General features: G+C 69.9%; 12 protein-coding genes. 5 read left to right on the forward strand and 7 right to left on the reverse strand.

Annotation, left to right across the window (positions count from 1 at the left end; all coding sequences use genetic code 11):
- Positions 1-29: 29 nt before the first annotated feature.
- Genes AB6V31_RS05875 through AB6V31_RS05885 form a run of 3 tightly spaced genes read right to left on the reverse strand, consistent with a single transcriptional unit; the run spans position 30 to position 2,228 of the window.
- Complete coding sequence (locus tag AB6V31_RS05875; RefSeq protein WP_369364575.1) at positions 30-1,334, reverse strand: GNAT family N-acetyltransferase; 1,305 nt, start codon at positions 1,332-1,334, stop codon at positions 30-32.
- 52 nt (positions 1,335-1,386) lie between these two features.
- The gene (locus tag AB6V31_RS05880; protein WP_369364576.1) at positions 1,387-1,629 is read right to left on the reverse strand and encodes a zf-HC2 domain-containing protein; all 243 of its coding nucleotides are present in this window, start codon (positions 1,627-1,629) and stop codon (positions 1,387-1,389) included.
- Complete coding sequence (locus AB6V31_RS05885; protein ID WP_056228410.1) at positions 1,626-2,228, reverse strand: sigma-70 family RNA polymerase sigma factor; 603 nt, start codon at positions 2,226-2,228, stop codon at positions 1,626-1,628. The genes AB6V31_RS05880 and AB6V31_RS05885 overlap by 4 nt, the downstream gene beginning before the upstream one ends.
- 112 nt (positions 2,229-2,340) lie before the next feature.
- Here AB6V31_RS05885 and aroA point away from each other — a divergent pair, with 112 nt between their 5' ends.
- From aroA to bcp, 3 genes are read left to right on the forward strand one after another with little or no spacing between them, the layout of a single operon-like run.
- Entirely contained in the window at positions 2,341-3,678 is a 1,338-nt protein-coding gene (aroA, locus tag AB6V31_RS05890; RefSeq protein ID WP_074694123.1) for a 3-phosphoshikimate 1-carboxyvinyltransferase, read from the forward strand.
- A gap of 13 nt (positions 3,679-3,691) precedes the next feature.
- Positions 3,692-4,753, forward strand: a complete 1,062-nt coding sequence (rsgA, locus tag AB6V31_RS05895) for a ribosome small subunit-dependent GTPase A (RefSeq protein ID WP_369364578.1) — start codon at positions 3,692-3,694, stop codon at positions 4,751-4,753.
- Positions 4,750-5,223, forward strand: coding sequence for a thioredoxin-dependent thiol peroxidase (bcp, locus tag AB6V31_RS05900; RefSeq protein WP_056226909.1), 474 nt, complete (start codon positions 4,750-4,752; stop codon positions 5,221-5,223). Before rsgA ends, bcp begins: the two co-directional genes overlap by 4 nt.
- A gap of 65 nt (positions 5,224-5,288) precedes the next feature.
- Here the strand turns inward: bcp and AB6V31_RS05905 are convergent, their stop codons facing one another.
- Positions 5,289-5,669, reverse strand: a complete 381-nt coding sequence (locus tag AB6V31_RS05905) for a hypothetical protein (protein ID WP_056226908.1) — start codon at positions 5,667-5,669, stop codon at positions 5,289-5,291.
- 212 nt (positions 5,670-5,881) lie between these two features.
- On the opposite strand from AB6V31_RS05905, the gene AB6V31_RS05910 reads away from it, so the two are divergent.
- Positions 5,882-6,130, forward strand: a complete 249-nt coding sequence (locus AB6V31_RS05910) for a WhiB family transcriptional regulator (protein WP_013583608.1) — start codon at positions 5,882-5,884, stop codon at positions 6,128-6,130.
- A gap of 189 nt (positions 6,131-6,319) precedes the next feature.
- Here AB6V31_RS05910 and AB6V31_RS05915 read toward each other — a convergent pair whose 3' ends face one another.
- Positions 6,320-7,816: a sensor histidine kinase gene (locus AB6V31_RS05915; protein WP_369364580.1), complete on the reverse strand. Its 1,497-nt coding sequence runs from the start codon at positions 7,814-7,816 to the stop codon at positions 6,320-6,322.
- A 717-nt stretch (positions 7,817-8,533) separates the two neighbouring features.
- Here AB6V31_RS05915 and AB6V31_RS05920 point away from each other — a divergent pair.
- The gene (locus AB6V31_RS05920; protein WP_369364582.1) at positions 8,534-8,908 is read left to right on the forward strand and encodes an Rv3235 family protein; all 375 of its coding nucleotides are present in this window, start codon (positions 8,534-8,536) and stop codon (positions 8,906-8,908) included.
- A gap of 59 nt (positions 8,909-8,967) precedes the next feature.
- Here AB6V31_RS05920 and AB6V31_RS05925 read toward each other — a convergent pair whose 3' ends face one another.
- Both AB6V31_RS05925 and secA read right to left on the reverse strand, forming a co-directional pair.
- Complete coding sequence (locus AB6V31_RS05925; RefSeq protein WP_144782283.1) at positions 8,968-10,194, reverse strand: pyridoxal phosphate-dependent aminotransferase; 1,227 nt, start codon at positions 10,192-10,194, stop codon at positions 8,968-8,970.
- Positions 10,195-10,342: 148 nt separating this feature from the next.
- Positions 10,343-13,138, reverse strand: a complete 2,796-nt coding sequence (gene secA, locus AB6V31_RS05930; RefSeq protein WP_369364583.1) for a preprotein translocase subunit SecA — start codon at positions 13,136-13,138, stop codon at positions 10,343-10,345.
- Positions 13,139-13,187 lie beyond the last annotated feature (49 nt).

Here is a 13,187-nt window from a genome sequence, read left to right on the forward strand (position 1 = left end):
AGCGTATTGCCAATTCCTATGAGAAGGCGTCAGTACCAGATGTCGAGCAGCGGGGTCGCCTCGGGGGTGAAAGCCCGGTCGACGGAGACGAGGACGTCGGCCCCTGCCCGCACGAGTCCCGCGTGGGCGAGCTCCGTCGAGCGCACCCCGCCGAGCAGGAGCGAGCTCAGGGCGCCGACCGTCAGCTCGACCTCCGACGCCTCGCTTTCGTCCGCCCGGGTGACGACGGCTTCTCCGTCCGCGCCGACGCGCAGACGCCACGTTCCCTCGGCGAAGCCGAGCGGGTCGGCCACGCGGAGCACCACGTCGAGTGCTCCCGCGTACCGCCGCGAGCCCAGGGCCCCGGGCACATCGAGAATGCGCAACCAGTGGTGGTCGGTGAGGGTCGCCGTCACGGCGCGACGGTCGGCGACCATCCACTGCACCGGCGGCACGGCGGGCTGCAGCCACGCTTTCACCCGACCGACGAGGTCGTGCTCGATCGCGAATCGCCAGAGGGCCGCGGACGCCTCGGCGTCGACGGCGAACAGGGCGCGCACTTCGAGCTCGTGCGCCGAGAAGTCGTCGCGCCCGTCGATCGTGTAGACGAGGATGCCCGTCTCGTCGCCGTCCGCGCCACGATAGGCGACCGCGCGGACCTTCTCGCCCGACTTGTCGCCGGGCGCGAGACCCGCGATCCCGCGCCACCGCCCGTCCCACCCGGGTACCGACCCGGGGCGCTGGATGCGCACTCGCTCGTGGACGGCCGCCACGCGCTCCACGACTGCCTCGCGCGGCACGAAGTCGAGCCGCCCGGGTGCCGTCGGACCCGTCCAGCGGGCGCGGCCCGTGTCGATCTGCACGTCGGAGGCCCACGCGGCAGGCGAGAAACCCCAGCGCCCGTAGATCGTCGCCTCGGTGACGGTGAGGCCCGCGATGGCGAAGCCGGCCGCGGCCGCCGTCCGCAGTTCACCGCCGATCATCGCGCGCGCGATCCCCCGGCGACGGTGCGTCGCGGCCACCGTGACGGCGCTGATGGACCACAGCGGGGCGACGCGCCCCGGCGAGGTCGTCAGCTCGGAGGCCCACGAGTCGATCGTGCCGACCGGCACCGCGGGCTCGACGCCCCGACGGTCGTAGACCGCCGTCAGACGGCGGGTCCGCAGGGTCTTGCGCGCGTTCTCGGCCTCGTCGTCGGTCGACTCCCCGCCCAGGAAACCCCGGGCGACCGCCCGCTGGAACGGACGGAACCCCTCGCCGTCGGCATCCACCCGCTCGTATTCGAGCCCGGAGGCGGCGAGGTCGGCGGCGGAGGTCGGGTCGAGGGGCAGCGTCAGAGTGTCGAGGGATGCCATGACCCCAGCCTAGGGATCACCTCCGACACGCGGCGAGCGAACGCCCGCGACGTCAGTGAGTGGCCTGGATGGCGCGCAGGCGCGAGAGCACCTGGTCGCGAAGTTCGTCGGGCGCCGTCTCTTTGCACGCACGCGCGACCACCTCGGTCAGCGTCCGTGCCACGAGGGCCTCGTCCTGGCATCCGGGGCAGTTCTCGAGGTGCGCCCGGATGTCCTTCTGCTGGGTCTTGCAGACCTCGTTGCGGAGGTACTCCTCAAGGTCGCGTCGCGCCTTGTCGCAGCCGCAGTCGCTCATTTCTTCTCTCCCGTCGCGGCCTGGATGCCGCGCTCCTTGGCGTAGTCCGACAGCAGGTCGCGCAGCAGCCGCCGGCCGCGGTGCAGACGGCTCATGACCGTACCGATCGGAGTCTTCATGATGTCGGCGATCTCCTGGTAGGCGAAGCCCTCGACGTCGGCGAGGTACACCGCCATCCGGAAATCTTCGGGGATCGACTGCAACGCGTCCTTCACGACGGATGCCGGCATGTGGTCGATCGCTTCGGCCTCGGCCGAACGGGCGCTGCTCGCGGTGGTCGATTCGGCTCCGCCGAGCTGCCAGTCCTCGAGATCGTCGATCGCGCTCTGGTAGGGCTCGCGCTGCTTCTTGCGATACGTGTTGATGTACGTGTTCGTCAGGATGCGGTAGAGCCACGCCTTCAGATTGGTGCCCTGCGTGAACGTCGCCCACGAGCCGAAGGCCTTCACGAAGGTCTCCTGCACGAGATCGGCGGCGTCGGCCGGATTGCGCGTCATGCGCATCGCTGCGGCGTACAGCTGATCCATGAAGGGCAGCGCCTGCTCTTCGAACTGTGCGCGGGGCTCCGCCTGCGGGCCGGCGTCTGCGGTGTCGTTCATCGCGCGCCAGTCTACGTCGAGCGTGTCGGCGACCACCGGGATGGCCTCCGGCAGGCGGTCGCGTTCGAGAAGTGCGGTCACGTGTCGTCCCCTTTCAGTAGGCTAGGAACCGATGACTCCCCTCGGGTATTCCCTTTCCGCCGCCACTCCCCGCGGTGAGTGGGACGCGCCCGTGTCCGACGGCCCCCTGGATGCCACGGTCACCGTGCCGGGTTCGAAGTCGCTGACCAATCGCGAACTGATCCTCGCCGCGATCGCCGACGGCCCCGGCACGCTGCACGGGCCGCTGCACTCCGACGATTCCGCGCGCATGGTCGACGCGTTGCGCGTCCTCGGCGTCGGGATCGACGAGATCGACACCGGCTCGCCGTTCGGCCCCGACCTGCAGGTGACCCCTCCGTCCTCGTTCACGGGCGACGGCACGATCGACTGCGGCCAGGCCGGAACCGTCATGCGGTTCATCGCCCCCGTGGCGGGCTTCGCCCGTGGCGACGTGCACGTCACCGCCCACGAGAGCGCACTGCATCGTCCGATGGGCGCCATGATCCACGCCCTGCGCGACGTCGGTGTCGACATCGACGACGGCGGCCACTGGGCCCTGCCGTTCTCGGTGCGCGGGCACGGACACGTGCGCGGCGGCGAAGTCGAGATCGATGCGAGTCAGTCGAGCCAGTTCGTCTCGGGGCTCCTGCTCGCGGCCGCGCGCTTCGACGTGGGGCTTCACCTGCGTCACGTCGGCTCGCGCCTGCCCAGCATCCCGCACATCGACATGACCGTCGAAGCCCTCGCCCACCGCGCCGTGCACGTCGAACGCCCCGCTCCCGGCGAGTGGATCGTGCCAGCCGGCCCCGTGCGCGCGAAGGACGTGGCGATCGAGCCCGATCTCTCCAACGCCTCGCCGTTCCTCGCCGCGGCCATGGTCACGGGCGGCTCCGTCACCGTCACGGGCTGGCCGTTGCACAGCACGCAGCCGGGCGCTCTCCTCGTCGACATCCTCGCCGAGATGGGAGCCCGCGTCAGCCGTCGCGGCGGCGCCCTCACCGTGGCCGCCGGAGACGACGGCATCCTGGGTGTCGATCTCGACCTGTCCGCGGCGGGCGAGCTGGCGCCGACTTTATTCGGCCTGGCGGCGTTCGCCGACGGTCCCACCACGCTCCACGGGATCGGGCACATCCGCGGTCATGAGACCGATCGCATCAGCGCCCTCGTCGGAAACCTCCGCTCGCTCGGCGGCGAGGCCCACGAGCTCGACGACGGCATCCGCATCGTGCCGCGGCCTCTTGTCGGCGGCGAGTGGAAGGCCCACCACGACCACCGTCTCGCCACCACCGGCGCCCTGATCGGTCTGCGTGTTCCCGGCGTGCGGATCGACGACATCGGAACCACCGCCAAGACCCTCCCCCAGTTCGCGGCGCTGTGGCAGGCGATGCTGCGCGCTCCCCGCGTATGAGCGAGCAGCGACCGTGAGCTGGCTGGACGACGCCGACGACGAGGACGACCTCCGCTACGACGAGTCGTCCATCCGCGTCCGCCCCAATCCCAAGGCGAACAGGCCGCGGACGAAGCGGCGTCCCGCCCATGCCGACGCGCAGATCGCCCGCGTGCTCGGTGTCGACCGCGGCCGCTACACGGTCCTCGTCGACGAGGACGGCCCCGACGAACGTCGTGTGCTGGCCACTCGCGCGCGCGAGCTCCGCAAGCAGCCCATCGTCAACGGCGACCGCGCCCGCGTCGTCGGCGACCTCACGGGCGACGAAGGGACCCTCGGGCGCATCATCGGTCTCGAGGAGCGCACGTCTCTGCTGCGCCGCAGCGCCGACGACACCGACCAGGTCGAGCGCGTGATCGTGGCCAATGCCGACCAGATGCTCGTCGTGGTCGCCGCGGCCGACCCCGAACCCCGCGCCCGCCTCGTCGACCGCTACCTCGTGGCGGCGCTGGATGCCGGCATCCGTCCCCTGCTCGTCGTCACCAAGACCGACCTGGCCGACCCCACGGAGTTCCTCGCGCACTTCGTCGGTCTCGACCTGCGCGTGTTCACCAGCGCGCAGGGGCAGATGCCCCTCGACGAGATCGGCGAGGCCCTCGTCGGCCACTCGACGGTGTTCGTGGGGCACTCGGGCGTGGGCAAGTCGACGCTGGTGAACGCCCTCACGGGGTCGGAGCGCGCGATCGGTCATGTGAACACCGTCACCGGGCGGGGGCGTCACACCTCCTCGTCCGCGGTGTCGCTGCGGTACCGCGGACGCGCCGGCTCGGGCTGGGTCATCGACACCCCCGGCGTGCGGTCGTTCGGTCTCGGACACGTCGACCCCGCGCACGTCCTCGGCGCGTTCACGGATCTGGCCGAGGTGGCCGAGGAGTGCCCGCGCGGCTGCACGCACCTGCCCGACGCTCCCGACTGCGCCATCATCGAGGCGGTCGAGTCCGGCCGCCTCGGCCCCGGGGCCGCCGCCCGGTTGGACTCCCTGCAGCGCCTGCTGACGACGTTCCAGGGCATCGAGCGTTCTAGGCTGGAGGGGTGACGAACCTCGAAAAGGGCGACATCGCCCCCGACTTCACCCTCATCGACCAGGACGAACACCCCGTCTCGCTGGGCGACTTCCGCGGCCGCCGCGTGATCCTCTACTTCTACCCCGCGGCTCAGACGCCGGGATGCACCACGCAGGCATGCGACTTCCGCGACAGCCTCGCCTCTCTCCAGGGCGCCGGGTACACGGTGCTCGGGATCTCGCGCGACACCCCCGAGAAGCTGCGCGCGTTCCGCGACAGCGACGGTCTGACCTTCCCGCTGCTGAGCGACGCCGACCACGCCGTGCACGAGGCCTACGGCGCGTGGGGCGAGAAGCAGAACTACGGCAAGACGGTCACGGGCGTGCTCCGCTCGACCTTCGTCGTCGACGAAGAGGGCAAGATCGTCGAGGCGATGTACAACGTCAAGGCCACCGGCCACGTGGCGCGTCTGCGCAAGACCCTCGGTCTCGCCGTCGCCTGATCCGCGGATGCCGCGACCCCGCCCCGCACGAGCGGTCGGCGGGGTCTTCGCGTCTGCGCCGTGACTCAGTCGTCGTCGCGACGTCGCGGCGCCGCCGCGCGCACCGCCAGCGCGAGCAGCACGAGACCGACGACGGCCGGCACCGCGATGAGCACGGCGATCGCCGGAGACGCCCACTCCCCCGTCACCGCGCCGATGGCGACCGAGAGGATGAGCAGTTGCGTGACGATCCCCCCGGATCGACCGGCCGAGACATCGCGGGCCGTGGCGACGCCGAAGGCACCGACGATGGCCGCACCGATCACGGTGAGGACGATGAGGGCGACCGAGCTCACCACCGAATCGGTGTCGCCGCCGACGAGGGCGACCGTCTGCCAGCCCGCGAGCGCCAGGATGCCGAGGCTTTCGAGTCCGAGCAGGACCGCGGCAGCGAGACGAATCGGCATCCGGAAAGCCTCCCCGGCGGGCGAATCCGCGCCGTTACGATCTGGAAACCTCGCGGTTACCTCTTGATCAGGCGGAACCGCTATGGGAGCATGGAACAAGCCGTGTGCTCCCACAGCGAAGTGGGGCGAGCAATCGCTCGCGTTCCCACCAGGGTACCGGACCCGAATCCCGGTGCCGAATCGACCAATTTTCTGTTACAAGGAGCACCCCTATGGATTGGCGCGACAAAGCAGCCTGCCTCACCGTCGACCCCGAACTGTTCTTCCCGGTCGGCAACACCGGCCCCGCGGTCGACCAGATCGAGAAGGCCAAGTCGGTCTGCGCTCGCTGCACCGTCACCGAGGTCTGCCTGCAGTACGCCCTCGAGTCCGGCCAGGACTCGGGCGTCTGGGGTGGTCTGAGCGAAGACGAGCGTCGCGCGCTCAAGCGCCGCGCCGCTCGCGCCCGCCGCGCCTCCTGACGTCCGTCGCCGCGCCGAAGCCCGCCCCTCGGGGCGGGCTTTCGCGCGCTCAGGGGCCTCGGCTCGCGCCTGAGCGCTCCGCGCGCCCGACGGCATCCCGAACCTCCGAGACCCGCGCAGGGAGCGCGACGCGGCAGGGAGCCGACGCGACACCGTCCGGATGGGGGGATGCCGCGGGGCGGTGCCGCGTCAGGCCGCGGCACCGCCGATGTAGCGCAGCGGGATCTCGATGGTGACCTCGGTTCCGCTGCCCATCAGCGTGTGCCAATCGATGGTTCCGCCGAGCTCGCCCTGGATGAGGGTGCGCACGATCTGCGTGCCCAGGCCGCGGCCCACCTGGCCCTCGGGCAGGCCGACGCCCGTGTCGCGGACGCTGACCTCGAGCATCTCGCCGGTGCGTTCGGCGGCGATCTCGACGTCGCCCTCCTGACCGGCGAGCCCGTGCTCGACCGCGTTGGTCACCAGCTCGGTGAGCGCGAGCGCGAGGGGCGTGGCGAACTGGCTGGGCAGCGTGCCGAACTTGCCCGTGCTGCGCGTGCGCGCGCGGGTGTTGGGGGCCGCCGCAACCTCGGCGACGAGCTTGAGCACGCGCGCGAAGACGTCGTCGAAGTCGACGTTCTGCGCGAGGCCCTCCGACAGCGTGTCGTGCACGACGGCGATGGCCGAGACCCGTCGCATGGCCTGCGTGAGCGCGTCTCGCGCCTCGTCGGAATGCGTGCGCCGCGCCTGGATGCGCAGGAGCGACGCCACCGTCTGCAGGTTGTTCTTCACCCGGTGGTGGATCTCGCGGATCGTCGCGTCCTTGGTGATGAGCTCCTGCTCCTGGTGGCGGATCTCGGTGACGTCGCGACTCAGCACGATCGCGCCGATGCGCGTGCCGCGGTCGCGCAGTGGGATCGTGCGCAACGAGACCTGGACGCCACGCGCCTCCATGTCGGCACGCCAGGGAGCGCGTCCGCTCACGACGACGGGAAGGGACTCGTCGACGTCCTGGCGCTTGGCCGGGAGGATGCGCGCGGTCACCTCGGCGAGCGACTCACCCTCGAGCTCGTCGTCGAAGCCCATGCGGTTGAACGCCGAGAGCGCGTTCGGGCTCGCGAAGGTGGTGATGCCGTCGACGTCGAGACGGATGAGTCCGTCGGAGGCGCGGGGAGCCCCGCGCCGGGGGGCGGTCGGGGCCGAGAGGTCGGGGAACTCGGCCGAGGCGATCATGCCGAAGACGTCGTCGGCGCAGTCGTTGAAGGTGATCTGCTGCCGCGAGGGGGTTCGCGTCTCGCCGAGATTGGTGTGGCGGGTCAGCACGCCCACCGTCGTCACCGCGTGGCCGTCGCGCGAGAGCTCGCGCACGATCGGCACCGCGCGCACGCGCGTGGGCGTCTCTTCGAACCAATCGGGAGATGCCGAGTCGACGATGCGACCGCTCTGGAAGGCCTCTCGCACCTGGGTACGCCACTGCGGACGGACGCGGTCGCCGACGATGTCGCGGTAGAAGAGCGTCGCCGCTCCCCCGGGCCGCGTGTGGGCGACGGCGACGAACGAGTCGTCGGGAGTGGGGACCCAGATGACGATGTCGGCGAACGCGAGGTCGGCGAGCAACTGCCCGTCGCCCGCGAGCCGGTGCAGCCACTCGACGTCCGCCTCGCTGGAGCGGCCCTGGGCGTAGACGAGTTCACTGAGTGTCGACACCCCTCCACCCTAGGGGGAGCCTCCGATGCGGGCATCCGCACGAGGCGTCCGGCCGGCGCTCGGTGAGGGTGCGGGTGAGGTTCGACCGCCTCGAATGCGTCGGCAGGCTAAGGCGCGGGCGAGAGAAACCAACCCGTCCCCTCGAGCTCTCCTGCCCGGCAGGCCCGGGCGGTGCGCAGGGTGAGGTCGCGACGTCCGCACAACGGTGGACGTGGTGAGGCCAAGACGGAGAGGCACTCACCCCGCGGACGATTTACCGTGACGACGAACGTCGCACAATCGCCCGGAAGCGATCCCGTCCGGGTGGTCGCGCCAGCGCCCGACGATGCGTGCCGCGACCTCGAGGTCTGGGCTCCTCCGCGCCGGGACGCCGATCCCGAAGGCGTTCCCGCGTCCGCCGGCGAGCAGCCCGACATGACGCGGAGAGCGTCCCTCTCGAGCGACTCGTGGGTGACGAGGTCCGTGGAGCTGAGGGAAAGAGTCGCGGTGCGGGACGGTCGGCGCTGCGACGAGAAGAATGACCGCGGCTCCTCCTCAACCTCACCCCGTCGAAAGCCCTCCACAGACACCGCGAAAACTCCATGGCCCGTGCGATGACTGTCCTACTGTCGGCCTCACCCCGACTCGCCGAACCTACGACGCACAGACAGAGGACCCATGCCCGAATCAGCACGGCGACGCGAACCTTCGCGGCGTGCCCAGCAGAACGCCCGTCCAGTGAGCAATCCGGGTCCGGAGCACGCCGCTGACGGCCTCCCCGCCATCGAGGTCTTCGTCGGCAACATGGTCCGCGGTGTCCTCGAGGTGGTCGCCGGCGTCCGTGACCCGGAGCAGTTGGCACGGTGGATGTCCGAAGAGGTCTACCGTGCGCTCCTCGTGCGAACGAGCCTCGCCGCCCGCGCCCGGAGTGCGCGAGGCGTTCAGATGTACCGCGCCGTCCACCATGTCCGCGGCATCCGCCTCTTCTCACCTCGGGAAGGTGCCCTCGAAGCGACCGTCATCGTCTCGGGTCGTCTGCGCACCCGCGCCATCGCCCTCCGGCTCGAGACGGTCGAGCGACGGTGGCGCATCACGGCGCTCCACCTGCTGTAAACGGCGACCGCCCGACGAGACCGCGCCGACCGTGCGGAGAGGTCCCCGCCCGCCCGGGGTCAGGGACGCCAGGACGCCAAGAAGTTGCCGAGACGCTCGATCGCGTCGGTGATGACGCGAGCCTCGGGGAGCGTGACGATGCGCACGTGATCGGTCGCGGGCCAGTTGAAGCCCGACCCCTGGACCAGCAGCACGTGCTCGGCCAGAAGGAAGTCGCGGACGAACTGCGCGTCATCCGGGATCTCATACACGTCGGGATCGAAGCGCGGGAAGGCGTAGAGCGCCCCCCGCGGCATGACGCACGAGACGCCCGGAATGGCCTCGAGGCCCTGCCACGCGGCATCCCTCTGCTCGTGAAGACGACCGGTCGGGGCGATGAGCGCGTCGATCGACTGCACCCCCGACAACGCCGCCTGCACCGCGAACTGCGCCGGCACGTTCGGGCACAGACGAGTGGATGCCAGCAGGTTGATGCCGTGCAGGAATCCCTGCGCGTGCTCCTTGGGTCCGGTGATCGCGAGCCAGCCGGAGCGGTATCCCGCCACCCGATAGGTCTTGGAGAGGCCGTTGAAGGTGAGGCAGAGCAGGTCGGGGGCGACCGTGGCCATCGGGATGTGCACGGCGTCGTCGAACAGGATCCGGTCGTAGATCTCGTCGGCCAGCAGCAGGAGCGAGTGCTCCCGGGCGATGTCGGCGATGCCCTCGAGGATCTCGCGCGAGTACACCGCGCCCGTGGGGTTGTTCGGGTTGATGACGACGATCGCCTTGGTGCGGGGCGTGACCTTGGAGCGGATGTCCTCGAGGTCGGGCTGCCACTCGCGCTGCTCATCGCACAGGTAGTGCACGGGCGTGCCGCCGCCCAGGCTGGTCATCGCCGTCCACAGCGGATAGTCGGGGGCGGGGATGAGCACCTCGTCGCCCTCATCGAGCAGCGCCTGCATCGTCATCGTGATGAGCTCGGACACGCCGTTGCCCAAGAAGACGTGATCGGGGTCGAGGTGGGGGAAGTCGGGCTCCTGCTCGTACCGCGAGACGACCGCGCGACGAGCGGACAGGATGCCGCGGCTGTCGCTGTAGCCGTGGGCGTTGGGGACCGAGGCGATCATGTCGCGCACGATCTGGTGCGGCGCCTCGAAGCCGAAGATCGCCGGGTTGCCGGTGTTGAGCTTGAGGATCGAGTGCCCCTCGGCCTCGAGTCGGTCGGCCTCGACGAGGGCCTCCCCGCGGATCTCGTACAGGACGTCCTTCAGCTTGGATGACTGGTCGAGGGGGCGCAGCGGGCTCATCGGTTCAGGATATCCCCGGGCCGTCGCGGCCAATCGACACCGCGTGGACCCCTCGGTCGGGCCAGTCCCCCGACCGGCGGCCGGACGACGTACCCGGAAACAACGGATGCCGCGCCCCCGACCTCGGGGCGCGGCATCCGTCGTGCGATCACTTCTTCTTGGCGGCGCGACGATCGGCGCGGTTGCTCGCGGCGGGCTCGTCGCTCGGGGCCACCCGCTGCCCGAAGGCTCCGCGGGCGGCGGGGGCCTGCTCGGCAGCCGGCTCGGCCTGCTGCTCGGCCTGACGGAGGCGGTTGGTGGCGGCCTGCTGCACCTGACCGCGGTCGTTGCGGACCTCGACCTCGCCGGCGTCGTTGGCCGCGGAGTACTCGAGGCGCTGGGTCTCGACCGGCGTCGGGGCGAGGCCCTTCGCCTCGACCTGAGCCTCGTCACCCTCGACCTTGCGCACTTCGACCTCGAGGTTGTAGAGGAAGCCGACCGACTCCTCCTTGATCTGCCCCATCATCGACTGGAACATCTGGTAGCCCTCGCGCTGGTACTCGATGAGCGGGTCGCGCTGGGCCATGGCGCGCAGGCCGATGCCGTCCTTGAGGTAGTCCATCTCGTACAGGTGCTCGCGCCAGCGGCGGTCGAGGACCTGCAGCACGACGCGTCGCTCGAGCTCGCGCAGCGCCTGCTCGCCGAGGGCCTTCTCGCGGTTCTCGTACGCGATGCGGGCGTCGGAGATGATCTCTCGCTTGAGGCCCTCGGGCGTGATGCGACCCTTGTTGCCACCCGCCTCGGCCACGACCTCGTCGATCGTGACGCTCACGGGGTACATGGTCTTCAGCTCGGTCCACAGGGCGTCGAAGTCCCACGACTCGGTGTGACCCGAGCCGGTGTGGTCGTCGATGACGGCGGTGATCGCGTCCTCGATGAAGTGCTGCACGCGATCGGCGATGTCGTCGCCCTGGAGCATGTGACGACGGTCGGCGTAGATCGCCTCGCGCTGACGGTTCAGCACGTCGTCGTACTTCAGCACGTTCTTGCGCATCTCGGCGTTGCGCGCCTCGACCTGCGACTGGGCGCTCTTGATCGCTCGCGAGACCAGGCCCGACTCGATCGCGACGTCGTCGGGGAAGTTCGTGCGCGCGAGGATCGCCTCCGCCGCACCCGACTGGAACAGGCGCATGAGGTCGTCGGTGAGCGAGAGGTAGAAGCGGCTCTCGCCGGGGTCGCCCTGACGACCCGAACGACCGCGCAGCTGGTTGTCGATGCGACGCGACTCGTGACGCTCGGTGCCCAGCACGTACAGGCCACCGGCCTCGACCACCTTCGCGGCCTCTTCGGCCACGGTGTCGCGCATGCCCTGGTACACAGTGTCCCACTCGGACTCGTAGGCCTCGGGGGTCTCGACCGGGTCGAGGTTCTTCGCCTTCATCTCCTGCACGGCGAGGAACTCGGCGTTTCCGCCGAGCATGATGTCGGTTCCGCGACCGGCCATGTTGGTGGCGACGGTGACGGCGCCCAGGCGACCTGCGCGCGCGACGATCTCGGCCTCGCGCGCGTGGTTCTTGGCGTTGAGGACCTCGTGACGCACGCCCTTCTTCGCCAGAAGCCGCGAGAGGTACTCGCTCTTCTCGACGCTCGTGGTGCCCACGAGGACCGGCTGGCCCTTCTCATGGCGCTCGACGATGTCTTCGACGACCTGCGCGAACTTGGCCGTCTCGTTCTTGTAGACGAGGTCGGACTGGTCCTTGCGGATCATCGGCTTGTTCGTGGGGATGGGAACCACGCCGAGCTTGTAGGTCGACATGAACTCGGCCGCCTCGGTCTCGGCGGTACCGGTCATGCCGGCGAGCTTGTCGTACAGACGGAAGTAGTTCTGCAGGGTGACGGTCGCGAGGGTCTGGTTCTCGGCCTTGACCGGCACGCCCTCTTTGGCCTCGATCGCCTGGTGGATGCCCTCGTTGTAGCGACGGCCCACGAGGATGCGACCGGTGTGCTCGTCGACGATCATGACCTCGTCGTTCATCACGACGTAGTCGGTGTCGCGCTTGAACAGCGCGATCGCCTTGATCGAGTTGTTCAGGAACGAGATCAGCGGGGTGTTGGCCGATTCGTACAGGTTGTCGATGCCGAGGTAGTCCTCGACCTTCTCGATACCGGGCTCGAGCACGCCGATCGTGCGCTTCTTCTCGTCGACCTCGTAGTCGACGCCGGCCTCGAGCGTGCGGGCGAGCTTGGCGAACTCCGCGAACCAGCGGTTGGCTTCGCCGGATGCCGGGCCCGAGATGATCAGCGGGGTGCGGGCCTCGTCGATGAGGATCGAGTCGACCTCGTCGACGATGGCGTAGAAGTGACCGCGCTGCACGAGGTCTTCTTTGCGCCAGGCCATGTTGTCGCGCAGGTAGTCGAACCCGAACTCGTTGTTCGTGCCGTAGCTGATGTCGGCCTCGTACTGCTCGCGGCGCACCTCGGGGGTCTGTCCCGCGACGACCGTTCCCGTGGTCATGCCGAGGGCGCGGTAGACGCGGCCCATGAGCTCGGACTGGTAGCTCGCGAGGAAGTCGTTGACCGTGATGACGTGCACGCCCTGGCCGGCGATCGCGTTGAGGTACGCGGGAAGCGCCGCGGTCAGCGTCTTGCCCTCACCGGTCTTCATCTCGGCGATGTTGCCGAGGTGGAGGGCTGCCCCACCCATGATCTGCACGTCGTAGGGACGCTGGCCGAGCGTGCGCTTGGCCGCCTCGCGAACGGCGGCGAAGGCCTCGGGCATGAGCTGGTCGAGCGTCTCACCGGCTTCGTAACGCGCGCGCAGCTCGACGGTCTCGTTGCGCAGCTCGTCGTCGGTGAGCTGCTCGTAGTCCTCTTCGAGCGCTCCGGTCGCTTTCACGACGCCCTGCAGTCGGCGCAGGATGCGGCCCTCGCCGGCGCGCAGCAGTTTCTCGAGCGGATTGGCCACGGAGCATCTCCATCTGTCGGGTGCGGCGCCCGCGTGGACGCCGGCCTGC

It is taken from the genome of Microbacterium sp. 16-032, from assembly GCF_041079455.1.
Classification (GTDB): domain Bacteria; phylum Actinomycetota; class Actinomycetes; order Actinomycetales; family Microbacteriaceae; genus Microbacterium; species Microbacterium testaceum_A.